Raw genomic sequence first — 25485 nt, forward strand, 5'->3', positions numbered from 1 at the left:
CCACTGACCTGCTCTCTGTCGCATTCAAGGCTCGTCCTGCCAGCTAATAATCTTCCGCGCTGTTTTTACACACTCTGGGCCGCGTACTGCCTAAGTGGGGATTCCATGCGCACTTGGACACCCAGTCCACGAACACTTGGACAGCGATTCCACGCTGACTTGGACACTCATTCCACGGCCCCTTGGACACTGATTCCACGAGCACTTGGACAGTGATCTCTCACTGATCCGACCCCACGCTCAGGCAGGCAGCAACGCAGGATTATTCACTACCATCGACCTCTTTTCTCGAAGCGAAGAGGTCGTCGTGGAGCGTATATCCATGCGTAAAATCCGAGAGGTACTACGCCTAAAGTTCGACGCCGGCCTGTCCGTGCGCAAAATTGCCACCAGCCTACGCATCAGCAGCGGCAGTGCCGGCAATTACCTGCACCGCTTCAACGCTTGCGGGCTGACTTGGCCCACGCAGTTGTCGGACGCCGAACTGGAGCGATGTCTGTTCCCGCCAGCGCCGACGGTTCCTAGCGATCAACGTCCGATGCCGGACTGGGCTCATGTCCATGCCGAGTTACGTCGCCCCGGCGTCACCTTGGCCCTGCTCTGGCAAGAGTATCGGCTCACCCATCCGCAAGGCTTCCAATACAGCTGGTTCTGCGAGCACTACCGCCTCTGGGCTGCCAAGGTCGACGTGGTCATGCGCCAGGAACACCGTGCTGGCGAAAAGCTGTTTGTCGATTACGCCGGCCAGACCGTGCCGGTCATTGATCGGCGAACCGGCGAGATCCGCCAGACGCAGATCTTCGTCGCCGTTCTCGGCGCGTCCAGCTACACCTTCGCCGAGGCCACCTGGTCGCAGAAGCTGCCTGACTGGCTGGGCTCGCACGTACGCTGCTTCGCCTTTCTCGGCGGTACATCGCAGATCCTGGTACCGGACAATCTGCGCAGCGGCGTCACCAAGGCGCATCGCTACGAGCCGGATATCAACCCCAGTTACCGCGATCTCGCCGAGCATTACGGCGTAGCCGTGCTGCCCGCGCGCTCGCGTAAACCCAAGGACAAAGCCAAGGTTGAAGTCGGCGTACAGGTCGTCGAGCGGTGGATCCTGGCGGTGCTGCGCAACCGCCAGTTCTTCTCCTTGGGCGAACTCAACACAGCCATCGCGCTGCTGCTGGATCGCCTCAATCAGAAGCCCTTCAAGAAGCTGCCCGGCTCACGCCGCTCGGCCTTCGAGACCATCGACCAACCCGCACTGCAACCGCTACCAGAACATCCGTATGTCTACGCCGAATGGAAAAAGGTGAGGGTGCACATCGACTACCACGTCGAGGTCGACGGCCATTACTACTCGGTGCCGTACCAGCTGGTGAAACACCAACTCGAAGTGCGGCTAACCGCGAAGACCGTCGAGTGCTTCCACGCCAACCAGCGTGTGGCCAGCCATCTGCGCTCGCCGCACAAAGGCCGCCACACCACCCAAACCGAGCACATGCCCAAAAGTCACCGCGAACATGCTGAATGGACGCCGCAGCGACTGATCCACTGGGCTGAGCAGACCGGGCCGAACACCGCTGGTGTCATCGCTCATATCCTCGAACGCCGAATCCATCCGCAGCACGGCTTCCGCGCCTGCCTGGGGATCCTGCGCCTGAGCAAACAGCACGGCGAAGAGCGGCTGGAAGCCGCTTGCCAGCGAGCGCTGGCACTGGGCGCGTGCAGCTATAAAAGCCTGGAATCGATCCTGCGCCAAGGGCTGGAACGGCTGCCGCTTGCCCAGCAAAACCTGCCGTTACTGCCCGAAGAACACATCAACCTGCGCGGCCCTGGCTACTACCACTGACCTGAAAAAGGAGCACCAAAATGCTGCCCAACCCGACACTCGACAAGCTACAAACCCTGCGCCTGCACGGCATGATCAAGGCGCTTGGCGAACAACACGCAACGCCTGACATCAACGATCTTAGCTTCGACGAACGCCTCGGTCTGATGGTCGACCGCGAGCTGACCGAGCGCGAAGACGCACGCCTGACTACTCGCCTCAAGGCCGCACGACTGCGCCATAACGCCTGCCTGGAAGACATCGACTACCGCAGCCCGCGCGGCCTGGACAAATCTCTGATCCTGCAACTGGGTAGCGGCCAGTGGCTGCGCGACGGCCTGAACCTGATCATCGGCGGCCCAACTGGCGTAGGCAAAACCTGGCTCGCCTGCGCGCTGGCTCATAAGGCCTGCCGCGACGGTTACAGCGTGCGATATCTGCGCTTGCCGCGCTTGATGGAAGAACTAGGCCTGGCCCACGGCGACGGCCGCTTCGCGAAACTGATGGCGGGTTATGCCAAGACCGACTTGCTGATCCTGGACGACTGGGGCCTGGCGCCGTTTACCGCTGCGCAACGGCGCGACATGCTTGAACTGCTGGACGACCGCTACGGCAACCGCTCGACGCTAGTGACCAGCCAGATGCCAGTGGACAAATGGCACGCACTGATCGGCGATCCGACCTTGGGCGATGCGATCCTCGACCGGCTGGTGCACAACGCTTATCGGATCGAACTGAAGGGCGAATCGATGCGCAGACGCGCAACGAAATTGACGGCGACAGAGACTTCAGACTAACAATGCAAACCTGCGTCGCTGCGCTCCGACTGCCTGTCCAAGTGGACGTGGATCAGGTGTCCAAGTGAGCATGGAACGAGTGTCCAAATGATCGTGGGCTGAGTGTCCAAGTGTCGTGGAATCCGCAGCCTAAGCGCTAACGAGCAACGCACGAGCGCAGGTAGCCGCCCTTCGAAAATCGGTGCAGTAGCGGCCAACTATTTCCGATTGCCTCAGATCTTGTCCCACTGAAAGCCTGACAGCTCACGCCTACCAAGGAGCCGCCATGAGCCACCAGGCCTTCGAGTACCGCACCGAGTTCACCCCTCTGCTCTATCGCCTCCAGACCAGAAGCTTCCTGATCTTCAAGTCCGAGGAGCCTACGACCGAGCCGGACATCCAAGCCTATCTGCAGGATCCGCAGCGCCAAGAACTGCTGTCTCGGCTCGGCCGAGACGGCTGGGAGCTGGTCAGCGTCCAGTCGGTGGTACGCGGAGAGATCAAGGTCGGCAACCAGAACGCCCAGGGCTGGGCATACGGCATCGCCCTGCCGACTGGGTATCTCCTGTTCTTCAAGCGACCGCTGCGTAGCGGCTGAGGCCTTCAGTTGGCCGCGGAAAAATCCATCGCCATCCGAGTATGGATTTCTTGCGGCAGGCATAGGGGGGAAGTCGGCAAGCTGGCACCATCCGATCTGCCAGAGTCCAGCCGTGAACCAGCACCAGATCCTCGCTGCACATCATCGCCGCTTCGTCCGCTACATCCTCGCCGCACTGATCTGCTGTGGTCTGGCGGCATCTGATGCCGTTGCGGCCAACGCATCCGAACAGGCCAACCTCGAGGTCATGATCCGGCAGCTCAATGCCCTGGAAGACACGGCAAGGCGTAGCGCACGGGTCGCAGAGGAGCCTGGCCAACGCTACTTCTTCGACTACCAGCGCCTGGCGTCGGATATCCAGCGCGTCCGCCAAGGCCTCCAGGACTATCTCACTCCGAGCCGAGCTCAGCCCCGCGATCCCGTCGAGCTGACGGGCAACTACACCCTCACAGGAGGCCGCATGCCATGAGCATGAGCGCAGCGCAGTCCTCAGCCTTTCAGGCCGCAGGCGGCTTTCCTCCTACGGCTAGCTACGCACTCTTCGTTGGATTCGCCGTAGCGATCACATTCCTGTGGGGGGCCTGGGCCATCTACAGCACCTACAGGGGCTGGGCCACCGGCAACCTCGACCGTTCCATCGCGGCGCCGGCGGCGATCCGCGTCCTGGTGCTCTGCATGATCCTCACGCTCTTCGTCCTCAGCTAAACCTTCGGAGTTTCACCATGCTCAAGCTCAAGAAAGCCATCAGCCACTGCCTCACACTGGGAACATTCGCGCTTCCCCAGCTCACCCTGGCGGCCCTACCTCAAGCTCAAGCCCCGAGCCGCGGCGAAGGCACGAACATGACGCAGACCATGCAGAACTATGCCTTCGACGGCTTCATGCTGCTCGGTCTGATCGTCCTGGGTGTCATGTTCCTGGGCGTGGCATGGCACGCCTTCGGCGTCTACCACGAGATCCACGAAGGCAAGAAAAAATGGCGAGACCTCGGCTCCACCGCGGCCGTCGGTGTCGGCATCCTTGGGATCGGCATTTTCCTGGTCACCAAAGCCACCGGCATTCTTTGACAGGAACTGGCCATGGCAGACGTTCTAGATGACGGCACGTTGAGCTTCCTGCCGGTACGGCTGAACAACCAACCGGTGGTGATGGGCGGTCTCACCGCCGACGAAATGTGGACCACGGTGTTTCTCAGTGGGGGCGTCGGTTTCGCCCTGGGCATTCCCGTAGCGATTCTGACCCAGGTCTGGGCACTGATCATCGGTGGAGCACTTATCGGTGGAGTGTTCGGCTTGACCGTTGCCAGCCGCATCCTGCGCCGCCTGAAGCGCGGTCGCCCGGACACCTGGTTCTACCGCCAGGTCCAGCTCGCGATTGCCCGGTACGCCCCGGCCTGGAGCAACGCCGGCCTTATCACGCGCAGCGGTGCGTGGACCTGTCATCGCACGGAGTGAGCATGAGTTATCGCAAGAAAGTGGATGCCCAATACGCCCACATCGTCAGTCTGCGCATCGGCCTGGGCCTAATGGCCGTGGTGTGTCTTGCCCTGGCCTATGGCTGGTGGTCCGCACCACGAGAACTGACGGTTCATGTTCCGCCAGACCTGCGCTCTGGAAGCACACGAAAGTGGTGGGACATCCCCCCGGAGTCGGTGTACGCCTTCGGTCTTTACATCTTCCAGCAGATGAACCGCTGGCCGACCGATGGCGAGACCGACTACCAGGACAACATCTACCGCCTGGACGCCTATCTCACCTCCAGCTGCAAAACGTACCTGCAGAAGGACTTCGAGCTGCGTCGCAACGCCGGCGAGTTGCGCAAACGCGAACGGGGCGTGTACGAGATACCAGGCCGGGGAGTAGACGACCAGCAAGAGCAGCACATCATCCAGAAATCCATCAATGACTGGACCGTGAATCTCGACATCACCGCGGACGAGCACTACGGTGGTGAGCGAGTGAAGCGCGCGCTCGCCCGCTATCCGCTTCGGATCATCCGCTCGGACGTGGACCCAGAGAAGAACCCGTTCGGGCTGCAGTGGGACTGCTACGACGGCAACCCACAACGAATTGAGGTCTCCACCGACGACGTCGCAGAGTCCGGGGGCCGTCGATGAAGCGCACGCTGCGATACGCCTGTGCCCTCCTCGCTGCGTTGGCCGCGTATGCCGACGCGGTTGAGATTCAGCGGTGGGAGCGGATCCCGCTCGCCCTTCCGCTGGTGGTAGGCCAGGAGCGCATCGTCTTCGTCGACCAGAATGTACGGGTCGGCGTGCCCCGGAATCTGGAGGGGAAGCTGCGCGTACAGAGCACGGGAGGCGCACTGTACCTTCTTGCTAATGAGCCGATCGAGCCAACCCGCCTGCAGCTGCAGAACATGACCAGCGGCGAGATCATGCTGGTCGACATTGCCGCCACCCCAGGGCAAGCGAACCAGCCAGCGCCAGAACCAGTAAAGATTGTCGCCGGCGACAATCCAGCTGCCCGCTATGGCCAGCAGACGTCAGCGCCGAAGCAGGCTGCTACACGCCCAACCGCCGCCACAACAGAGGATGGCGACCAGGAGTTCGAGGAGCAGCCGGCCGCACGACGTGAAACGCCAGTGCCGGTGGTTCTCACTCGCTATGCCGCCCAGATGCTCTACGCCCCGCTGCGTACTGTCGAACCGGTTGAGGGTATCGGCCAGGTGAACATCAACCGCCGCCTGGACGTCAGCACCCTGCTGCCCACGCTACCCATCGAGGCCTCCGTACTGGGGGCCTGGCGGCTGGATGGGTTCTGGGTAACGGCGGTGAAACTGCGCAATACCAGCGTGCAGCAATTGACACTGGACCCGCGTGACCTAATGGGCAACTTCGTTGCCGCCACCTTCCAGCATCCCTACCTGGGCGCCCAAGGCGATGCCAGCGATACCTCCACGGTGTACCTGGTTACCCAGGGCCGAGGCCTAGCCGAGTCACTGCTTCCTGCCTCCGTCGGCCAAATCGACCCGAAGGGAGGCCGTCGTGAAAGGTAATCCTCTCCTCAAGTTCTTGGCGATCCCGTTTCTGATCCTTGCGGCTATCGTCATCGTGAAGGTCTTTTCCGAAACGAATGAAGACCTGGCAATAACCGATGGCGGCGGTAAGCCGAAGATTTCCGGCAGCCAGGCGCGAGCACTGGGCGTGGACGGCGATACGCCAAGCGACACATTGCGCACCATCGTGGCGGAGAGCCGCCAGCTGAAGGACCAAGTCACCCAGGCATTGACCAACAACGAAGAGTTGGAACGGCAGAACCAGGAGCTGCAGACCCGTCTGCAGAACATCGACCAGAACGTCGCGCAGCGCCTGAACCACGCCCAGCAACAGCTGGAACAGAAGTCGAAGGAACAGAGCCAGGGCGTGCTCGACATGCTGCAGAAGCAGCTCGACACGCTGGGCAGGCAAGGTCACGGCAGCGCCGGCAGCGATCTTCCGATCGGTTTTGGCGTTCAGCCCGGAGATGGCCAAGGCTTCCAAGGAGCCCCCGGCCCGGACATCGTCTGGATCGAGCCGCAGGACGCCACCCCCGTCGATGCCAATGGCCAGCCGATCGCGGCTGGCTCCAGCCTGGCGCCCAGTGGATTCAACTTCCCGACCTCATTTGGCCCGTCGCTCGATCGCGGCCAGAACGTACTGAATACCAGCGCGCAGAGTATCGGCGGTGAGATCTCGCCCCAGGACGCGCGCAAGCAGGTGCGCAAGGTCTACACCTTGCCTCAGAACTCGACGCTCATGGGCTCCATAGCCATGTCCGCACTCATCGGCCGCGTCCCGGTCGATGGCACGGTGAACGACCCCTATCCATTCAAGATCCTGATCGGCCCCGACAACCTGACGGCCAACGGCATCGACCTGCCGGACGTCGCCGGCGCCGTGGCCAGCGGCACGGCCTCGGGCGACTGGACGCTGTCTTGCGTGCGCGGCCAGATCCGCAGCCTCACCTTCGTCTTCAACGACGGCACCGTCCGCAGCTTTCCGGCTCCCGCCGAGGAGAGCAATGGAGGTCAGAACGACAATCAGGCCAGCAGCAACGGCAACCAGCAGACCATTCAGGGTGGCCTAGGGTGGATCAGCGACCCCTATGGCATTCCGTGCATCGCCGGTGATCGGCGCTCGAACGCCAAGGAGTACCTGGGCAATCAGAGTCTGATTACCGCGGCCGGCGCCGGCATCGCAAAACTGCTCGATGCGGACGAGAACAACACTTCCACCGTCTTCAGTGGCAATGGAACCTCCTTCGGCACCACCGGAACTCAGGGCAACTCGGCCCTCGGCACCATCCTGACCGGAGGCGTGAACGACATTCGCCAATGGATGAACAAGCTATACGGCGAAGCCTTCGCAGCCGTCTACGTCCAGCCCGGGGTGAAGGTTTCCGTTCACCTCGATCAGCAGCTGGCGATCGACTACGAACTCAAAGGCCGCAAGGTCGACTACAGCGCTGGAGCTACCCATGTTTCTGCACACCTTGACTGATCGCAGGCTGCAGGCCTGCGCCTGGCTGACGATCGCGCTGCTCGCCTCGGGTTGCTCCACCAGCAAGGACGAGATGTTGCCCCATGGTGACGCCACGATGATGGATGTGTGGGACCAAGGCACAACCGGGTCAGCCGGCAGTGCAAGCAGCCGGCTGCTGCTCGATGCCAGGCAAACCCTGCGCCGGCCCCTGGATCCGCAGCAGACGGCCATGCGGAACGACAACGCAGCCTTTACGCGCACTGCCCAGAACGAGATCTACAGCCAGTTCAAGCGGCTACCGAATCCCGACCTGGTCATGTATGTGTACCCGCACCTGGCTGGAACTGACCCAGCCCCCGTGCCTGGGTACACGACCGTATTTCCCTTCTACCAGCGCGTGCAGTACGCGATGCCTGGCGAGCGGACGGAGGACTACTGATGGGCCTTATCGAACATTTACTCGGGCACAAGGGAGCGCGCCGGGTCGAGCCAGACCTGCAGGCCGCCGAGATCGAGGTCGCCGCCGGCATCGCGGCGGGTGAGTCGCTTCTCCAGGACGGCGCCACTGCTACCGAGTCTGTCGAGGCGGCAACTGAGCGGTATTTCGAACGACTGGCCAGCCTGGGGATTCCCTCGCCAACGGACTGGCGCAACCCCAAGCAGAAGCCGGCAACCCAGGCGGATGTAGCGCGCCTGTACGACGTCGCCCCCTCGTTTGTGGACCTTCTCCCCTGGGTGGACTACCTCCCTTCGGAAAAGGCGATGCTGCTTGAGGACGGTATTTCGCGTGCGGCCTTCTTCGAGCTCACGCCGATCGGCACGGAAGGCCGTGATCCCGAGTGGCTTCGTAAAGTCCGTGACGCCTTGGAAAACGCCCTGCAGGATTCCTTCGACGAGCTGGAGACATCTCCTTGGGTCGTGCAGCTGTATGCCCAGGACGAAATCAGCTGGGACAACTATCTGCAGCAGCTGAACGACTACGTCCAGTCCCGTGCCCAGGGAGCCCCGTTCACGGAGCTCTATCTCAAGCTGTTCAAACAGCACCTTGAAGCGATCTCCAAGCCCGGCGGGCTGTTCGAGGACACCAAGGTGAGCCAGCTACCCTGGAGAGGGCAGCAGCGTCGCGTCCGCCTGGTCGTTTACCGACGGGTCAGAAAGGCCGATCGCGAAGTACGCGGCCAGGAGCCTGGCCCGTATCTCAAGGTCATCTGTGATCGCCTGCTGGGCAGCCTGGCCAATGCCGGCATCAAAGCCAAGCGCATGGACGGCCACGCCATCCGCCATTGGCTGATCCGTTGGTTCAACCCGCGGCCGGATCATCTCGGCCCCACCGAAGCGGATATGCGTCGCTTCTATGAAACCGTCTGCCAGGCTGCCACTGACCTGCCTGAAGGTGAACTGCCGCTCGCCAGCGGGACCGACTTCTCGCAGAACCTGTGTTACCGCGAGCCGGTATCGGACATAGACAAAGGTCTTTGGTACTTCGACGGCCTGCCTCATCGTGTCGTGATGCTCGATCGCCTGCGGGAAGCGCCGAAAACCGGGCACCTTACCGGTGAAACCCGTAAGGGAGGCGATGCCCTCAACGCCTTGTTCGACCAGTTACCGGAGGACACCACGCTCTGCATCACGCTGGTGATGACGCCGCAGGACACCTTGGAAAGCCACCTGGAGCAGCTGTCTCGTAAGGCTGTTGGCGACACTCAGGCCTCCATCCTGACCCGGGAGGACGTCACGACCGCGCGACAGCTGCTGGGTCGAAAACACAAACTCTATCGCGGCAGCGTCGCCTTTTACCTGCGCGGCAAGGATCATGTTGAGCTCCAGGAGCGCAGCCTCCAGCTTAGCAATGCGTTACTGGGCGCCGGCATGACCCCAGTGGAACCACAAAACGAAGTGGCGCCGCTGAACAGCTACCTGCGCTGGCTTCCCGGCAACTTTGATCCTAACCAGAAACGCGCCCTGGACTGGTACGTCCAACTGATGTTCGCGCAGCACATTGCGAACCTCGCCCCGGTGTGGGGGCGTTCGACGGGAACCGGGCACCCCGGCATCACCCTGTTCAACCGCAGCGGCGCTCCGCTGACTTTCGATCCGCTGAACAAACTCGACCGTCAGATGAATGCGCACCTGTTCATCTTCGGCCCCACCGGTTCGGGCAAGTCGGCCTCCGCGACCAACATCCTCAGCCAGATCGTCGCGGTCTATCGTCCACGCCTGTTCATCGTCGAAGCGGGCAACAGTTTCGGCCTGCTCGGCGAGTTCGCCAAGCGCCTCGGTTTGAGCGTAAATCGGGTGCGCCTGTCGCCCGGCACAGGCGTCAGCCTGGCACCATTCGCCGATGCCGTAAAACTCGTCGAATCGCCCAATGAAGTGAAGGTCCTGCAGGCCGATGATGTCGAGGCCTCCGACGAGCACCTGGCCAGCCAGACCGAGGACGAGCAGCGCGACATCCTGGGCGAGATGGAGATCACCGCCCGGCTCATGATCACCGGTGGCGAGGACAAGGAGGACCAGCGACTCACCCGTGCCGACCGTAGCGCCATTCGCCAGTGCATCCTCGACGCGGCGAAGAAGTGCGCCACCGAGCAGCGCATCGTGCTCCCCGAGGACGTCCGGGACGCTTTGCGGGATGCAGGTATGGACGCCGGCATCCCGGAGAGCCGGCGCAACCGGTTCCTGGAAATGGCCGAAGCCATGTCGATGTTCTGCATGGGTGCCGAAGGTGAGATGTTCAACCGCCCAGGGACACCCTGGCCGGAAGCGGACATCACCATCGTCGACCTGGCCACCTACGCCCGAGAGGGCTACAGCGCCCAGATGGCGATCTCTTATATCTCGTTACTGAACAGCGTCAACAACATCGCCGAACGCGATCAGTTCAAAGGCCGGCCGCTAATCTTCTTCACCGACGAAGGCCACATCCAACTGAAGGTTCCGCTGCTGTCGCCTTACTCGGTGAAGATCACCAAGATGTGGAGAAAACTCGGTGCCTGGTTCTGGATGGCGACCCAGAACGTGGACGACGTGCCGCCGGAAGCCTCCGCGCTACTGAACATGATCGAATGGTGGATCTGCTTGAATATGCCGCCGGACGAGGTCGAGAAAATCGCCCGCTTCCGCGAACTCTCTCCGGCACAGAAGTCGATGATGCTGTCGGCGCGCAAGGAGAACGGCAAATTCACCGAAGGCGTTGTGCTGTCAAAGAGCATGGAGATGCTCTTTCGCGTGGTCCCGCCAAGTCTTTATCTCGCGCTCGCCATGACCGAGCCTGAGGAGAAGAAGCAACGCTTCGACATCATGCAAGCCAAGGGCTGCGACGAGCTGGCTGCGGCGCTCGAGGTCGCCGCCGACCTTGATCGCAAACGCGGCATCGAACCCCACACCATCACTTTCCCGAAACAATCGAAGGCAGTGGAGCGCCCGGTATGAGAGCACTGAATTCCCTGACCCAGAACCTGATCGAAAGCCTGACCCAGCTCCTTCAAAAACCCGGGGAAGATGCTCTGCAGACCCTTGAGGTCTGCGCTCCGATATTGATCGAGCAACTGCAACAGATATCGGAACGGGCGGTGGATCGCCGCGACATCGATGCCCAACTTCGTGGCGCCCTCGGAGAGTGGTTACGCCAGCATCCACAACCAGAGGCAGCCCAGCAGGCACTGTTGGAGGCCCTGCACAAGCAGGATCTGATCTCGGCCAACGCGAACAAGGCCCTGGCATGAAGCGGCTCACTGTTTTGCTGACAGTGATTTGCCTCGCGCCCCTAGTGGTGGGAGGCATTCTGCTCAAGGACCTGGTGGGCTCATCTCGGGAACCAGCCCCCTGGCTCTTCGGCTCAGCTTCCGCTCGCTGGACCATTACGGAGTTCGCTGACCTTGAATGCCCCTACTGCAAGGCCTACACCCCGGAGCTCAAGCGCTGGGTGAGCCAGCAACCCGATGTGAACCTGCAGTGGCACCACCTGCCACTGCAATTTCATGGCCCCGCGGCGATTCACCAGGCACGCCTCGTGGAGTGCGCCGGCGTGCTTGGTGGCGCCGATGCATTCTGGAGTGCAGTGGACCAGGTCTTTCAGCGTACCCACAGCAACGGCCAGGGCTTTCGTGACAATCTCGATGTGACAGGCGTCGATAGGCGAGACCTGGAGGACTGTGCGAACAAGAATTTTGCAGTCGCACAGCACATTGAAATACAGATTCAGGAAGCCGCCAGCAAGGGCATCAACGCTACCCCTACCCTGCTGGTGACCGACAGCACCACTGGCAAGTCCGTGAAGCTGGAAGGGCCGGCCGATGGCCCTACCTTGCTGTCCACGATCGACTGGCTAACGATTCAATCCGCACGTGGTCCCTAAGCGAGCCAGGAGGCTTTTACCGGCAGTTGCCGGCCTGGCGGACCCCCGCAGCTTCGGCCTCTGCTGCGGAGTTAAATGCCACCTGATTGCGCTCGCCAACCTGGTTGTAGCTCGGACAACCCTTCGGTAGGTGGTAGACCCTGCTGTTGCGGTTGCCGATAACCGGCGCACCGGCTAGATCCTGTTGAGTCGGGACGCAGCGAGTCGGCTTTCAGCGCCTGCTCCAGCGTTGCGTTAAACTCACTGAGTTTGTTTAAGACCGCATGGCGTTGGTACACCGGCTGCTTGGCCTCCGGTGCCCTGACCCACTTGCGGATCGTGTTGCGCGCCAACCCGGTGCGCTTGGTTATCTCATGCAGCGACAGCTTGTCGCGAAAATACAGCCGACGGATTTTGCCCATCATTTCCATACTGATCACCCTGTGTTCTCCTGCTCAAAAATTGAGCAGAAGCAGTTGAACATCTGGGTCAGTTTTCGATCGGCTGAACAGCCTCTACTGGGTCAGTTTTCGGTCAGCGGCAACACCACTTTCTCGCAGTAGGCAGGTAGTTGCTGGAGACATTCGTCCCAGGGCAGCAACTGCTTGCGGTAGTCGGCGAAAGATTTCGAACCCAGCACTCATATATCGCCCGAGCGAAGCTCGCTGGCCAGGTAGGAGAATACGCAAACTTCTAGATAGCGCCGGTTGGTCGGCGGTCCTTCAGAGGCAGGGCTGTACGATCTTGACCCAGCGCTCTGAAGCAAAGGATAAGTCGACATGCTCATCAATCCTTTTCGCTGTCCTGGATGAGCTGAAGCGCCTGGATCAGTGAGCGATCCTGAGTCGTGGGTTCCAGTTGGAGAAGTGGCTGAGACGGAATAACAGCGAGCGATGGGACTTGAAGTGCTTCCAGATCAGCGGCAGGTAGTTGTTGCCCCCCGTCGCTTGGACTTCGGCACAAGTCTCGCGCAACCGATCTAGGTTGCCATCGGGCGAGAGGTAATCCCGAATCAGGCTGCCAGCCTCCTGATCATCCGGCTCTTGAACCAGAATCTGCACCATGCCATCCAGGGTAGCCGCGAGCTGCTCCAGTTTCTGGCGTTGTCGAGCCTGGATCTGTTCCAACTCTTCCTTGGCGCGTTTGTGAATCGTAGAAATCCGCCGGATGAACATCTCGGCCAGGTGGCCCCGGGCCCGATCGATAGCGCTGGACTCTTGGCGGTGTTGTTTACCCATTCAATCTCGGAGTCAGACAGGGAATAGCTTCGATGAAGCTCCTTGGCTGGCAGCCGACTGGGCAAGAGCGGGTAGGCTGTCCTTTCCACCGAGGCCATTGAACACATCCCCCAAACAAGGCAAAAGCATCAGCGTAGACGGCTAGCCAGACAGTGGATGATCGGCAAACCAAGGCCTGTCGAATAACCTTTTAAATAAGGCTTTGTTCGCGTTTGTCGTGGGTTACCCCAGCGCATGCCGAATCCACGCCTCTGGGCCGATGTCTTTGCCTGCACGCTCCAGCAATCGCCGCCAACCCAGGTAATTTGGCAAATATCGGGTGGCGACGCCGTTGAAGCGGCGCATCCACTGCTTCAAGCGCGAGTCGTAGGCATTCACATGCTGGATATGAAAGACGCGTTGCTTGACCCTCGTGCCCTGCGCCAGGTTCAACGATTCATGCGGGATGGCTTCGGCCTTGGCGACGGCGCGATAGACGCCTGCACCATTGGTGCATAACACCGACTCGGAGCTCCACGGCTGTGAGAGCAGGCTCCCGAGCGTCTGCTTATCCACCTTGGGCAGGACAGCATCGTAATGTTTGCCTTGCCGATCCTGGGCGACGAGTACCGGTATTTGCTCGGCCGACAGGCCACGCTTCTGGGCTTTCCCGCCACGATGTCGAGCTGGGCGTGGCAGTTTGCGCTTGCCCTTGAATGACTCCAGGAAGTAGGTCTCGTCAGCTTCGACGATATTCGACAGCTCGGTGTCGTTTTCGCTGGCAGAAAGTGCCAGCATCCGGTGGCGCCAGCGAAAGGAGGTGGTGCGATGCACGCCGGCCTCCTGAGCGGCCTTGCGCACACTGAGGCCATTGACCATCGCTTGAGCGTAAATCAACCAAGCATCGCTACGCTTGAGTCGGGCCAACGGCGTTCCGGTCGCCGCATTGAATGTCTTATGGCAACTCGTGCAGCGATAGCGCTGCAGCCCCGTTGCCCCACCCGTGGACATACCCGGAGTGGCAATGCGAGCAGGCCAACACCTCGCAGGCGCGCTGATTCGCAACCTCGACAGTCAGGGATGTGCGAGGCGGTTGATTCAACGCCTGTCGGACCTAAGCGCGCTGCTTTACGGTCAGACTGGCGACTTGAGAAAACCATGACTGGAATGCCTTGCTCTCCATCATGCGCCCCTCCCGCTGGCTGTACTGACTTCAGTCTAGCCAACCCACGATGAACGCGAACAGAGCCATCATTTTTCAAATAGGCTGGGATCGTGCTTCTTCAGTCGGTAGGCCAGCGCCGGCCGGGTCAGTCCAAGCAGCCGCGCCGCCTGCGAGATGTTCTGCCCGCTGCGGTTCATCGCCTCGCGCATCAGGCCAGCCTCGACGCCCTCCAGGCTGACGCCTTGGTCAAGAATCTGATTGAGCCAGCCCTCACCGTTAGCGGGTGGCTGCTCCACCAGTTCGCCTTCGCTGGACAGCTGGTCGCCGCCGGTCGCCGTCGCCAGGCCAGGGAACAGCGCCTCAACACTGATACTCTCGTTGCTCTCGGTGAGAATCACCCCGCGCTCGAGGGCGTTCTCCAGCTCGCGGATATTGCCCGGCCACTGGTAGTGCAGGCAGGCTTCCAGCGCTCGATCAGACAGGCCGAGAGTCTTCTTGCCGTATTCCTTATGGTGCTTTCTTAGAAAATGCTCGGCCAGCAGCGGGATGTCCTCCATGCGCTCGCGCAGCGGCGGGATATGCACCGGGAAGACGTTCAGCCGGAAGAACAGGTCTGCGCGAAAACGCCCCGCCTTGACCGCCTCTTCCAGGTTCTCGTTGGTGGCGGCGATCACCCGCACGTCGATCTTGCGCGTGCGGTCGCCGCCGACCCGCTCCAGCTCGCCTTCCTGCAACACCCGCAGCAAGGTGGCCTGAGCCCGCGGCGTCAGCTCAATAACCTCGTCGAGAAAGATAGTGCCTCCGTTGGCCCGCTCGAAACGTCCGGCGCGCGTGCTGGCCGCGCCGGTGTAGGCCCCTTTGTCGACGCCGAACAGCTCGGATTCGATCAGGTCCGGTGGAATCGCCGCGCAGTTGATCGCCACGAAGGGTTGCTCGGCACGCTCGCTGCGCAGGTGCACGCTGCGCGCAATCACTTCCTTGCCCACTCCGGTCTCCCCCAGCAGCAACACCGAAACCTTGCCGCGCGCCGCCTTGTCGATGGTCTGGCATATGCGCCTGTAGGCCGGCGACTGACCGATGCCGTAGTACTGGCCGTCGTACTTCTGCAGGCGGCTGCGCAGGTTGGCCACCTGAGTCTGTAGCTCGTAGAACTCCTCGGTGATCGGGTCACTCTTGAAGTAGGCCTGGAAGCTGCTGGTGTCTACCCATTCCTCAGCGGTCTTGCCGATGATCCGGCACTTTTCGTCGCCGCACCCGCGGCAACTGACCTCCTGAAAAATAATTTCGCGGCCCATGAATGCCGAGCTATAGCCGCAGGCGTAGCCTAGCACGGTCCAGCAGGCGGGCTCATCCATCAGGCCCAGCTCAGTCTGGCAGATCTCCACCTCAAAGGAGTTAATCCATTCAGCTTCTACGTTAAAGCGTCCGTCTTGGACGTCGATATCCATTTCCAACAAGCGCACTTTGACCAACCCCTTGAGCGCATACAATTGCGGGCCAGCCAAGAAGATTTCCGGCTCGCTGCTGTCGGGCCGCAGCTTGCGCGCCAGTTCGGCATCCTTCAGGCCGGACTGGTAGCCCAGACGCAGGAAAAAGCCCTTGGCCCGCTCGACGCCAATAAGGCTAATCATCTCACGGCGGAAGCTGGCCAGCGAAGACAGCTGCATCAGCAGCATGCGCTGCTCGCCGAGCCAGATCTTGCCTTCGGGGGTGACGAAACGGATCTGGCTGCTAAGGTCTTGCAGATCCGCATGTTGCATCTCGGGTTTGTATTTAAGTGGCATTGGTCGCCCTTGTATTTTTCTTGTATGGATAATCCACCAGCCTCGCGCCAGAGGATCGAGGCAGTGATGACTTGCTTGGCAAAATAAAATGCTTTTACCGCAGGATCTGCAATCAAATACTTAAGCATTTGCGCAATACCCTCTCCAAGATTAACCAATTAATCAATTGCCGCCCACCTCTGCAGGCCTGCCCAGAGGCCCTACAGCCCATCGCCGTATGTTCTCGACAAAAAATAACTGTATATTTTTCAGCTACTTAGTTTCGTATGCGACTTTTCCAGTAGGACTGGCATAGCCCTTGCTTTAAGCATCTCGGGATTCAGCGCAGCTTGATGATGGCGATAGCCGTGTGTGCAACTCGCCTGGGATGCACTTCATCGAGCTGGTGCTTCCCCTTGACGCCCACGATGCGCTCTGCCGCCACAACCGGATCGAGCGCGTGGATGTCGGGATGGCCGCGACCGTGATATGGACAAAGCCATAGGCGTTTCGGCTAAGCCGGTTTGCGCATGTCCCTGAACGCAGGAAGCTGGCGCGACAGCAGCGCCTGCTTGGCAATGGATACCCCAAAAAACAACAAGGTACGGTCAAATTAAGCATAGAGATCAAGACGTATGCTACGTCGAGCTGCTCGCCCCGTTCGAAGTTGATAGCGGTCCTCTGTACTTCAGGGACTGGGTCATGGACGACGAGGCTGGCATGGACTTCATTGGTTTCAAGGTGCTCGACTCGTTGGGGAACCGCATCTCCCAGTTCCTCACCCTGAGCATGAAGGCTCACGACGTGGCGTTCATCCACCACCCGAAGAAGGGCAAACTGCATCACGGGTCGTTCTTCCTCGACACCTGGGACAACGCGCTGCTCGCCGCCAACCTGATCAGCATGACCAATAACTCGATCGACATCGGCCGGACCCGCCATGGCCTGACCCACGGCAAGACCATCTCCTGGACCACCGACCAACTGGGCAAGGCGATCTTCTACCACGACCGCCAGCTCAACGAACGTTTCCTCACCGTGCTGACCTGAGCGGCCCCTTCGACTGTTAGACCGCGAGACTGCGCAATGAAAGAAATCAAGCACTACATCAACGGCGAGTTCGTCGGTTCGGCCAGCGGCCGCACCTTCGAGGACATCAACCCGGCCAACGGCCAGGTGATCGGCCGCGTCCACGAGGCCGGCCGCGCCGAGGTCGATGCGGCGGTCAAGGCCGCCCGCGCCGCACTCAAGGGCCCCTGGGGCAAGATGACAGTGGTCGAGCGCGCGGAGATCCTGCATCGCGTGGCCGATGGCATCACCGCGCGCTTCGACGAGTTTCTCGAGGCCGAATGCCTCGACACCGGCAAGCCGAAATCCCTGGCCAGCCACATCGACATCCCGCGCGGGGCGGCCAACTTCAAGGTGTTCGCCGACCTGCTGAAGAATGTCGCCAACGAAGCCTTCGAGATGGCCACCCCGGACGGCGCCGGTGCGCTCAACTACGGCGTACGCCGGCCCAAGGGGGTGATCGGGGTGATCAGCCCGTGGAACCTGCCGCTGCTGCTGATGACCTGGAAAGTCGGCCCGGCGCTGGCCTGCGGCAACTGCGTGGTGGTCAAGCCATCCGAAGAAACCCCGCTGACCGCCAACCTGCTCGGCGAGGTGATGCAGGCCGCCGGCGTACCGGCAGGCGTGTACAACGTGGTGCACGGTTTCGGCGGCGATTCGGCCGGGGCCTTCCTCACCGAGCACGCGGATGTCGACGCCTACACCTTCACCGGCGAGACCGGCACCGGCGAAACCATCATGCGCGCCGCGGCCAAGGGCGTGCGCCAGGTCTCGCTGGAACTGGGCGGTAAGAACGCCGGCATCGTCTTCGCCGACTGCGATATGGACAAGGCCATCGAGGGCACCCTGCGCTCGGCCTTCGCCAACTGTGGCCAGGTTTGCCTGGGCACCGAGCGGGTCTACGTCGAGCGGCCGATCTTCGACGAGTTCGTCGCCCGCCTCAAGGCCGGTGCCGAGAACCTGGTGATCGGGCCGCCGGACGACGCCAGCAGCAACTTCGGCCCGCTGGTCAGCCTCAAGCACCGAGAAAAAGTCCTCAGCTACTACCAGCAGGCGCTCGACGACGGCGCCAGCGTCATCACCGGCGGCGGCGTGCCGGACATGCCGGCGCACCTGGCCGGCGGCGCCTGGGTGCAGCCGACCATCTGGACCGGCCTGGCCGACGATTCGGCGGTGGTCACCGAGGAAATTTTCGGTCCCTGCTGTCATATCCGCCCGTTCGACAGCGAAGAGGAGGCCATCGAACTGGCCAACAGCCTGCCCTATGGCCTGGCGTCGGCGATCTGGACCGAGAACAGTTCGCGCGCCCACCGCGTCGCCGGGCAGATCGAGGCCGGCATCGTCTGGGTCAACAGCTGGTTCCTGCGTGACCTGCGCACCGCCTTCGGCGGCAGCAAGCAATCCGGGATTGGCCGCGAAGGGGGTGTGCACTCGCTGGAGTTTTACACCGAGCTTAAAAACGTCTGCATCAAACTCTAAAGGATCCAACCATGAACGCACCTGAGCAAAGTCCGGAAATCGGTCGAGAGATTATCGCTGCCGGCTACCGTACCAACCTGCATGACCAGGGTGGAGGTTTCCCGGTGCTGCTGATTCACGGCTCCGGCCCCGGCGTCACTGCCTGGGCCAACTGGCGTGGGATAATCCCGCAGCTGGCCCAGAACCGTCGGGTGCTCGCCCCGGATATGCTCGGCTTTGGTTTCAGTGAGCGCCCGGCCGATGCCCGCTACAACCAGGCCCGCTGGGTCGAGCATGCCATCGGCGTGCTCGACGCGCTCGGCATCGCCCAGGCCGACATCGTCGGCAATTCGTTCGGTGGCGGCCTGGCGCTGGCCCTGGCCATCCGTCACCCCGAGCGGGTGCGCCGGCTGGTGCTGATGGGTAGCGTCGGCGTGACCTTCCCCATCACAGAGGGGCTGGATGCAGTCTGGGGTTACAACCCTTCATTTGAAGAGATGCGCCGCCTGCTCGATGTGTTCGCCTATGACCGCAATCTAGTCAATGACGAGCTGGCAGAGCTGCGTTACCAGGCCAGCATCCGCCCGGGCTTCCAGGAGTCCTTCGCCGCCATGTTCCCGGCCCCGCGCCAGCGCTGGGTCGACGGCCTGGCCAGCGATCCGAAACAGATCAGCACCCTGCCCCACGAGGCTCTGGTCATCCATGGCCGCGAGGATCGAGTGATCCCACTGTCCGCCTCGCAGGCCTTGGCCGAGCTGATCCCCAACGCCCAGCTGCACGTCTATGGCCACTGCGGCCACTGGACCCAGATCGAACACGCCGGCCGTTTCGCCCGCCTGGTCGAGGATTTCCTCGCCGAGGCCGCCCCCCTTTCCTGAGAGAGAGACAAGCATGGACCAGATATTGATCAACGAGCTCGGCGACGAGCTGTACCAGGCGATGCTCAACCGCGAGGCGATCGCGCCGCTGACCGAACGCGGTTTCGCCATCAGCATCGACGACGCCTACCACATCTCCCTGCGCATGCTCGAACGCCGGTTGGCCGCCGGCGAGAAGATCATCGGCAAGAAGATCGGCGTCACCAGCAAGGCGGTGCAGAACATGCTGGGCGTGTATCAGCCGGACTTCGGTTACCTGACCGACGCCATGGTGTTCAACAGCGGCGAGGCCGTGCCGATCAGCCAGCGGCTGATGCAGCCCAAGGCCGAGGGCGAGATCGCCTTCATCCTCAAGAAGGACCTGATCGGCCCCGGCGTGACCAACGCCGATGTGCTGGCCGCCACCGAGTGCGTGATGCCCTGTTTCGAGATCGTCGACTCGCGCATCCGCGACTGGAAAATCAAGATCGAGGACACCGTGGCGGACAACGCCTCCTGCGGCCTGTTCGTGCTCGGCGACACGGCGGTGTCGCCTCGTCAGGTCGACCTGGTCACCTGCGGCATGCTGGTGGAGAAGAACGGCCAGCTGCTCAGCACCGGCGCCGGCGCCGCGGCCCTGGGTTCGCCGGTCAACTGCGTGGCCTGGCTGGCCAACACCCTGGGTCGTTTCGGCATCCCGCTGAAGGCCGGTGAAGTGATCCTCTCCGGCTCGCTGGTACCCCTGGAGCCGGTCAAGGCCGGCGACTTCATGCGCGTCGAAATCGGCGGCATCGGCAGCGCCTCGGTGCGCTTCACCTGATCGAACAGAGGACACACCCATGAGCAAGAAACTCAAGGCGGCCATCATTGGCCCCGGCAATATCGGTACCGATCTGGTGATGAAGATGCTCCGTTCCGAGTGGATCGAGCCGGTGTGGATGGTCGGTATCGACCCCAACTCCGACGGCCTCAAGCGCGCCCGCGAATTCGGCATGAAGACCACCTTTGATGGCGTCGACGGCCTGCTGCCGCACGTGCTGGACGACGACATCCGCATCGCCTTCGACGCCACCTCGGCCTATGTGCATGCCGAGAACAGCCGCAAGCTCAACGCGCTCGGCGTGCTGATGGTCGACCTGACCCCGGCGGCCATCGGCCCCTACTGCGTGCCGCCGGTCAACCTCAAGCAGCACGTCGGCCGCCTGGAAATGAACGTCAACATGGTCACCTGCGGCGGCCAGGCCACCATCCCCATGGTCGCCGCGGTGTCCCGTGTGCAGCCGGTGGCCTACGCCGAGATCGTCGCCACCGTCTCCTCGCGCTCGGTCGGTCCGGGCACGCGCAAGAACATCGACGAGTTCACCCGCACCACCGCCGGCGCCATCGAGCAGGTCGGCGGCGCCAGGGAAGGCAAGGCGATCATCGTCATCAACCCGGCCGAACCGCCGCTGATGATGCGCGACACCATCCACTGCCTGACCGACAGCGAGCCGGACCAGGCCGCGATCACCGCCTCGGTTCACGCGATGATCGCCGAGGTGCAGAAATACGTGCCCGGCTACCGCCTGAAGAACGGCCCGGTGTTCGACGGCAACCGCGTGTCGATCTTCATGGAAGTCGAAGGCCTGGGCGACTACCTGCCCAAGTACGCCGGCAACCTCGACATCATGACCGCCGCCGCGCTGCGCACCGGCGAGATGTTCGCCGAGGAAATCGCCGCCGGCACCATTCAACTGCCGCGTCGCGACATCGCGCTGGCCTGAGGAGTAGCACCATGAATTTGCACGGCAAGAGCGTCATCCTGCACGACATGAGCCTGCGCGACGGCATGCACGCCAAGCGCCACCAGATCAGCCTGGAGCAGATGGTCGCGGTCGCCACCGGCCTCGACGCCGCCGGCATGCCGCTGATCGAGATCACCCACGGTGACGGCCTCGGCGGCCGTTCGATCAACTACGGCTTCCCGGCGCACAGCGACGAGGAGTACCTGCGCGCGGTGATCCCGCAGCTCAAGCAGGCCAAGGTCTCGGCCCTGCTGCTGCCTGGCATCGGTACCGTCGAGCACCTGCGCATGGCCCTGGATTGCGGCGTCTCGACCATCCGCGTGGCCACCCACTGCACCGAGGCGGACGTCTCCGAGCAGCACATCGGCATGGCGCGCAAGCTCGGCGTCGACACCGTCGGCTTCCTGATGATGGCGCACATGATCAGCGCCGAGAAAGTCCTCGAGCAGGCCAGGCTGATGGAAAGCTACGGCGCNNCACCGAGGTCGGCTTCCACGGTCACCACAACATGGGCATGGCCATCGCCAACTCGCTGGCCGCCATCGAGGCCGGTGCCGCGCGCATCGACGGCTCGGTCGCCGGCCTCGGCGCCGGTGCCGGCAACACCCCGCTGGAGGTGTTCGTCGCGGTGTGCAAGCGCATGGGCGTGGAAACCGGCATCGACCTGTACAAGATCATGGACGTCGCCGAGGACCTGGTGGTGCCGATGATGGATCAGCCGATCCGCGTCGACCGCGACGCCCTGACCCTGGGCTACGCCGGGGTGTACAGCTCGTTCCTGCTGTTCGCCCAGCGCGCCGAGAAGCAATACGGCGTGTCGGCCCGCGACATCCTGGTCGAACTGGGCCGGCGCGGCACCGTCGGTGGCCAGGAAGACATGATCGAAGACCTGGCCCTGGACATGGCCCGGGCCCGTCAGCAGCAGAAGGTGAGCGCATGAACCGTACCCTGACCCGCGAACAGGTGCTGGCCCTGGCCGAGCACATCGAAAACGCCGAGCTGAATGTCCACGACATCGGCAAGGTGACCAACGACTTCCCCGAGATGACCTTCGCCGATGCCTACGACGTGCAGTGGGAAATCCGCCGGCGCAAGGAGGCCCGCGGCAACAAGATCGTCGGCCTGAAGATGGGCCTGACCTCCTGGGCGAAGATGGCGCAGATGGGCGTGGAAACGCCGATCTACGGCTTCCTCGCCGACTACTTCAGCGTGCCGGACGGCGGCGTGGTGGATTGCTCCCAGCTGATCCACCCGAAGATCGAGGCGGAAATCTCGGTGGTGACCAAGGCGCCGCTGCACGGCCCGGGCTGCCACCTCGGTGACGTGATCGCGGCGATCGACTACGTAATCCCCACCGTCGAGGTGATCGACTCGCGCTACGAGAACTTCAAGTTCGACCTGATCAGCGTGGTCGCCGACAACGCCTCCTCGACCCGCTTCATCACCGGCGGACGCATGGCCAGCCTGGAGGAGGTCGACCTGCGCACCCTCGGCGTGGTCATGGAGAAGAACGGCGAAGTGGTGGAACTCGGTGCCGGCGCCGCGGTGCTCGGCCATCCGCTGTCCAGCGTGGCGATGCTGGCCAACCTGCTGGCCGAGCGCGGCGAACACATCCCGGCCGGCACCTTCATCATGACCGGCGGCATCACCGCCGCCGTGCCAGTGGTACCGGGCGACAACATCTGCGTGCGCTACCAGGGCCTCGGCTCGGTGTCCGCGCGCTTTATCTGAACCCCCGCGGCCGACCTGCACGGTCGGCCGCCCCTATTGTTGGAGGACGAGGCCATGCCCATCGCCCAGTTGTACATCCTCGAAGGTCGCAGCGACGAGCAGAAGGAAACCCTGATCCGCGAAGTCAGCGAGGCCATGTCGCGCTCGCTGGACGCGCCGATCGAACGGGTACGGGTCATCATCACCGAGATGCCGAGCAACCACTTCGGCATCGGCGGCGAAAGCGCCAAGGCCCTCGGCCGATGAACCCACTTGCCCCAGCACAACCCCGGGTGCCCGGCGCATGAAAACCATGACCGAGCGCTCGCTGCACTGGGAAGCCGCCTCTGCCGTCGCCCGCGCCGCCGTGGCCCATGCCGAGGAGCTTGGCGTGCGCATCCACGTCAGCGTGGTGGACCGCGCCGGCCTGCCGCTGGCCTATCTACGCATGAACGGCGCCTTCCTGCATTCGCAGGGTATCGCCGAGGACAAGGCCTATACTGCGGCGAGCTTCGGCTTTTCCACTCGCGACTGGCTCGAAGTGCTGGGTGACAACCCGCGCCTGCGCATCGGCCTGCCAAGACGCGAGCGGCTGGTGGTGTTCGGCGGCGGCCTGCCGATCCTGCTCGATGGTGAATGCATCGGCGGCATTGGCGTTTCCGGAGCCAGCGAGGAGCAGGACGAGGCCTGCGCCGAGTCGGGGCTGCGGGCGCTCCGCGAGCCTGGTTATACAACAATCGACTGAACCTGCCATGTTTCTGCGGCGCTACTGCAGGTGTCCTGTGGGCAGGCAGACGTCTGTCTGCCAACTTACCTCCGATGACAACAAGACAGGGTCCCCCGAACTGCCAGACGGCATAACGAGGCAGGCCCAGGAAGCGATCCCATGACCAGTCCGATCCCCTTTGCCAACGACACGTCCTCTAACCCGGTCCATCGCGCCTTGCCTTTCGCCATGCGCCCATGGCTCAGGTCCCGTGACATGGACGAGGCGGTAGCGATGCTCAACACCCAGGTCGAGGAGTGCAGCGTGCAGCCCCGCCAGAGGGGCGCCGCCGACTTCCATTTCACGCTGCCCCGGTTGAAGCTCTTCGGTGCCCGTTGGAGCAAGGAGCTCAAGGTGGGGATATGCCGAGATAAGGAAAAAATTAGGACATTAGTCCTGTAAGGCAATTATTTAGGTCCATCGCGCTTTCCCGGGGAAGGCGGCCTTGATTTTCAGGAAGAAGTAGTCCGAGTCCCTGAAGCCATAGGCCATGCGGTTGTTCACCCCTTCCAGCAGGCTGGTATGCATGTGGAAGCGGGCGCTGGCGAGGATGCCTCGGGCGTAGCGCCTGAGGTTTCGGGCGAAGCGCTGTAGCGGTGCCAGATCACTGTCCCGCGCATGGCGTAACCAGGTCCTCCAGCGTTGCCAGCCTTCACGCACGCTGGGGGCATACCAGATCTCTTTCAGGGCGTCCTTGAGCACGTAAACAGTGGCCAGCGGCTGATTGGCGGCCAGTAGCTCCTGCAGCTGCACCGCCTGCTCATCCTTGAGGTTGTCCCGGTTACGCAGGAGCAGCCAACGACTCTGCTTGACCACTTTGCGGGCGGGCTTGTCATGGCTCAGCGCGTTGGCCTGGTCGACCCGGATGCGGTCAATCACGTCGCGACCATAACGGGCCACGACATGGAACAGGTCGTACACCACTTCGGCCTGAGGGCAGTGCTGTTTCACTTCCAGGTCGAAGGCGGTGTTCATGTCCATCGCCACCGCTTCGAGTTGCCGGCAACGCTCGCCCAGCAACTCGAAGAAAGGGCGTATGGCCTCACGGCTGTTGCCCTTGCCGACCCACAGTACCCGAGTGCGCTCGGCATCCATGATGACCGTGGCGTAGCGGTGGCCCTTGTGCAAAGCAAAATCATCACCAAACGCCGGACATTGCCTGGATCGAAGTCGCCCACGCTGGCTTCCAGGCGGCGCTTGTCGATGGCCTTGATCGTGTGCCAGTGCAGCCCGGTGAGTCGGCTGACATGGCTGATCGGCAGCATCTGCAGCATCTGCAGCATCGGCAGCATCTGCAGCAGCGCTTAGACCCATGCGCGCAGCCTCTGCGTCAGACGTGAGGCGGGTTCCAACCAGTCGACCCGCTCGGGAACGCGACCACAGCTCAGGCAGTCCACGCGGCGGACAGGCACCTGCAGTTGGACACGCTGATCAAACAGATCGCGATCACGGACATCGCGGACACGCCGATCATGGATCAGGGGGATTGGTTCAAGACAGCGCCCACAGCGCGGTAGTTCGGAGGCAAGTGGCTCCAGGATGAGCGTCAGGGTGTTTTCGGCGTGTTGGCTGCTGGCTACGACCGCGTAGCCTGGCCAGAAAGTGGCAAGATCAATAGGATTCATGGTGATATCAGGGTGCAGGGGTTGGTGTGTTTGGCGACTGCCAATTTACCTGCGTCCCTGACTGTC

At 62.3% G+C, this 25485-nt stretch carries 24 protein-coding genes and 6 pseudogenes; 24 read left to right on the top strand and 6 right to left on the bottom strand.

All coding sequences use genetic code 11. The annotated features are described in order from the left end of the window. Nucleotides 1–322: 322 nt before the first annotated feature. The 14 genes from istA to TMS3_RS23975 all read left to right on the top strand — a co-directional run bounded on the left by istA (nt 323) and on the right by TMS3_RS23975 (nt 12027). The gene (istA, locus tag TMS3_RS23910) at nt 323–1837 is read left to right on the top strand and encodes an IS21 family transposase (RefSeq protein WP_025163931.1); all 1515 of its coding nucleotides are present in this window, start codon (nt 323–325) and stop codon (nt 1835–1837) included. A gap of 20 nt (nt 1838–1857) precedes the next feature. Then, a complete protein-coding gene (gene istB, locus TMS3_RS23915; protein ID WP_025163932.1) occupies nt 1858–2613 on the top strand; it encodes an IS21-like element ISPsy14 family helper ATPase IstB in 756 nt (251 codons plus the stop codon). Between the two features lie 265 nt (nt 2614–2878). Next, entirely contained in the window at nt 2879–3190 is a 312-nt protein-coding gene (locus TMS3_RS23920) for a hypothetical protein (protein ID WP_025167819.1), read from the top strand. Nucleotides 3191–3302: 112 nt separating this feature from the next. Continuing rightward, on the top strand, nt 3303–3659 hold the full coding sequence (locus TMS3_RS23925) for an integrative conjugative element protein, RAQPRD family (protein WP_025167820.1): 357 nt from the start codon (nt 3303–3305) through the stop codon (nt 3657–3659). Beyond that, a complete protein-coding gene (locus TMS3_RS23930; RefSeq protein WP_025167821.1) occupies nt 3656–3895 on the top strand; it encodes a TIGR03758 family integrating conjugative element protein in 240 nt (79 codons plus the stop codon). The genes TMS3_RS23925 and TMS3_RS23930 overlap by 4 nt, the downstream gene beginning before the upstream one ends. A gap of 17 nt (nt 3896–3912) precedes the next feature. After that, nucleotides 3913–4257: a TIGR03745 family integrating conjugative element membrane protein gene (locus TMS3_RS23935; protein WP_025167822.1), complete on the top strand. Its 345-nt coding sequence runs from the start codon at nt 3913–3915 to the stop codon at nt 4255–4257. A gap of 12 nt (nt 4258–4269) precedes the next feature. Next, complete coding sequence (locus TMS3_RS23940) at nt 4270–4644, top strand: TIGR03750 family conjugal transfer protein (RefSeq protein ID WP_025167823.1); 375 nt, start codon at nt 4270–4272, stop codon at nt 4642–4644. 2 nt (nt 4645–4646) lie between these two features. Next, the gene (locus TMS3_RS23945) at nt 4647–5306 is read left to right on the top strand and encodes a PFL_4703 family integrating conjugative element protein (protein ID WP_025167824.1); all 660 of its coding nucleotides are present in this window, start codon (nt 4647–4649) and stop codon (nt 5304–5306) included. Further along, nucleotides 5303–6205, top strand: a complete 903-nt coding sequence (locus TMS3_RS23950; protein ID WP_025167825.1) for a TIGR03749 family integrating conjugative element protein — start codon at nt 5303–5305, stop codon at nt 6203–6205. Before TMS3_RS23945 ends, TMS3_RS23950 begins: the two co-directional genes overlap by 4 nt. After that, on the top strand, nt 6195–7688 hold the full coding sequence (locus TMS3_RS23955; RefSeq protein ID WP_025167826.1) for a TIGR03752 family integrating conjugative element protein: 1494 nt from the start codon (nt 6195–6197) through the stop codon (nt 7686–7688). Before TMS3_RS23950 ends, TMS3_RS23955 begins: the two co-directional genes overlap by 11 nt. Continuing rightward, complete coding sequence (locus TMS3_RS23960) at nt 7666–8109, top strand: TIGR03751 family conjugal transfer lipoprotein (protein ID WP_025167875.1); 444 nt, start codon at nt 7666–7668, stop codon at nt 8107–8109. Before TMS3_RS23955 ends, TMS3_RS23960 begins: the two co-directional genes overlap by 23 nt. Next, a complete protein-coding gene (locus tag TMS3_RS23965) occupies nt 8109–11102 on the top strand; it encodes a conjugative transfer ATPase (protein WP_051394297.1) in 2994 nt (997 codons plus the stop codon). Before TMS3_RS23960 ends, TMS3_RS23965 begins: the two co-directional genes overlap by 1 nt. Then, nucleotides 11099–11395: a hypothetical protein gene (locus TMS3_RS23970; RefSeq protein ID WP_025167828.1), complete on the top strand. Its 297-nt coding sequence runs from the start codon at nt 11099–11101 to the stop codon at nt 11393–11395. The genes TMS3_RS23965 and TMS3_RS23970 overlap by 4 nt, the downstream gene beginning before the upstream one ends. After that, nucleotides 11392–12027 carry a DsbA family protein gene (locus tag TMS3_RS23975; RefSeq protein WP_025167829.1) on the top strand — a complete coding sequence of 212 codons (636 nt, stop codon included), beginning with the start codon at nt 11392–11394 and terminating at the stop codon, nt 12025–12027. The genes TMS3_RS23970 and TMS3_RS23975 overlap by 4 nt, the downstream gene beginning before the upstream one ends. Nucleotides 12028–12043: 16 nt before the next feature. Here the strand turns inward: TMS3_RS23975 and TMS3_RS26170 are convergent, their stop codons facing one another. From TMS3_RS26170 to TMS3_RS23995, 5 genes and pseudogenes are all read right to left on the bottom strand, one after another. Next, nucleotides 12044–12187, bottom strand: a complete 144-nt coding sequence (locus TMS3_RS26170; RefSeq protein WP_456153991.1) for a sunset domain-containing protein — start codon at nt 12185–12187, stop codon at nt 12044–12046. Nucleotides 12188–12217: 30 nt separating this feature from the next. Next, nucleotides 12218–12428: pseudogene (locus TMS3_RS23980) on the bottom strand (IS21 family transposase); the annotation flags it as partial. Nucleotides 12429–12538: 110 nt separating this feature from the next. Then, nucleotides 12539–13205: pseudogene (locus TMS3_RS24870) on the bottom strand (Tn3 family transposase); the annotation flags it as partial. Nucleotides 13206–13466: 261 nt separating this feature from the next. Continuing rightward, nucleotides 13467–14406 (bottom strand): annotated as a pseudogene (locus tag TMS3_RS23990) (IS1595 family transposase). 68 nt (nt 14407–14474) lie between these two features. Continuing rightward, the gene (locus TMS3_RS23995) at nt 14475–16172 is read right to left on the bottom strand and encodes a sigma-54-dependent Fis family transcriptional regulator (protein WP_025167832.1); all 1698 of its coding nucleotides are present in this window, start codon (nt 16170–16172) and stop codon (nt 14475–14477) included. 705 nt (nt 16173–16877) lie between these two features. Between TMS3_RS23995 and TMS3_RS24000 the strand changes: the two are divergent. The 10 genes and pseudogenes from TMS3_RS24000 to TMS3_RS24045 form a co-directional block, all read left to right on the top strand. Beyond that, a pseudogene (locus TMS3_RS24000) lies at nt 16878–17201 on the top strand (catechol 2,3-dioxygenase); the annotation flags it as partial. A gap of 36 nt (nt 17202–17237) precedes the next feature. Next, nucleotides 17238–18698, top strand: a complete 1461-nt coding sequence (locus TMS3_RS24005; RefSeq protein WP_025167833.1) for a 2-hydroxymuconic semialdehyde dehydrogenase — start codon at nt 17238–17240, stop codon at nt 18696–18698. Between the two features lie 11 nt (nt 18699–18709). Continuing rightward, nucleotides 18710–19555: an alpha/beta fold hydrolase gene (locus TMS3_RS24010; RefSeq protein WP_025167834.1), complete on the top strand. Its 846-nt coding sequence runs from the start codon at nt 18710–18712 to the stop codon at nt 19553–19555. Between the two features lie 13 nt (nt 19556–19568). Next, on the top strand, nt 19569–20354 hold the full coding sequence (dmpE, locus tag TMS3_RS24015) for a 2-oxopent-4-enoate hydratase (RefSeq protein WP_025167835.1): 786 nt from the start codon (nt 19569–19571) through the stop codon (nt 20352–20354). A gap of 19 nt (nt 20355–20373) precedes the next feature. Next, a complete protein-coding gene (locus TMS3_RS24020) occupies nt 20374–21297 on the top strand; it encodes an acetaldehyde dehydrogenase (acetylating) (protein ID WP_025167836.1) in 924 nt (307 codons plus the stop codon). 11 nt (nt 21298–21308) lie between these two features. Further along, nucleotides 21309–22258 (top strand): annotated as a pseudogene (locus TMS3_RS24025) (4-hydroxy-2-oxovalerate aldolase). Further along, nucleotides 22255–23049 (top strand): 2-oxo-3-hexenedioate decarboxylase, encoded by a 795-nt coding sequence (gene dmpH / locus TMS3_RS24030; protein ID WP_025167837.1) that lies wholly within the window; start codon nt 22255–22257, stop codon nt 23047–23049. Before TMS3_RS24025 ends, dmpH begins: the two are co-directional and overlap by 4 nt. Before the next feature lie 54 nt (nt 23050–23103). Beyond that, the gene (locus TMS3_RS24035; protein WP_025167838.1) at nt 23104–23295 is read left to right on the top strand and encodes a 2-hydroxymuconate tautomerase; all 192 of its coding nucleotides are present in this window, start codon (nt 23104–23106) and stop codon (nt 23293–23295) included. 37 nt (nt 23296–23332) lie between these two features. After that, the gene (locus TMS3_RS24040) at nt 23333–23773 is read left to right on the top strand and encodes a GlcG/HbpS family heme-binding protein (RefSeq protein WP_025167839.1); all 441 of its coding nucleotides are present in this window, start codon (nt 23333–23335) and stop codon (nt 23771–23773) included. A 141-nt stretch (nt 23774–23914) separates the two neighbouring features. Then, on the top strand, nt 23915–24196 hold the full coding sequence (locus TMS3_RS24045; RefSeq protein WP_025167840.1) for a hypothetical protein: 282 nt from the start codon (nt 23915–23917) through the stop codon (nt 24194–24196). A gap of 9 nt (nt 24197–24205) precedes the next feature. Here the strand turns inward: TMS3_RS24045 and TMS3_RS24050 are convergent. After that, a pseudogene (locus tag TMS3_RS24050) lies at nt 24206–25419 on the bottom strand (ISL3 family transposase). Nucleotides 25420–25485: the final 66 nt, after the last annotated feature.

The organism is Pseudomonas taeanensis MS-3 (assembly GCF_000498575.2).
GTDB lineage: Bacteria > Pseudomonadota > Gammaproteobacteria > Pseudomonadales > Pseudomonadaceae > Aquipseudomonas > Aquipseudomonas taeanensis.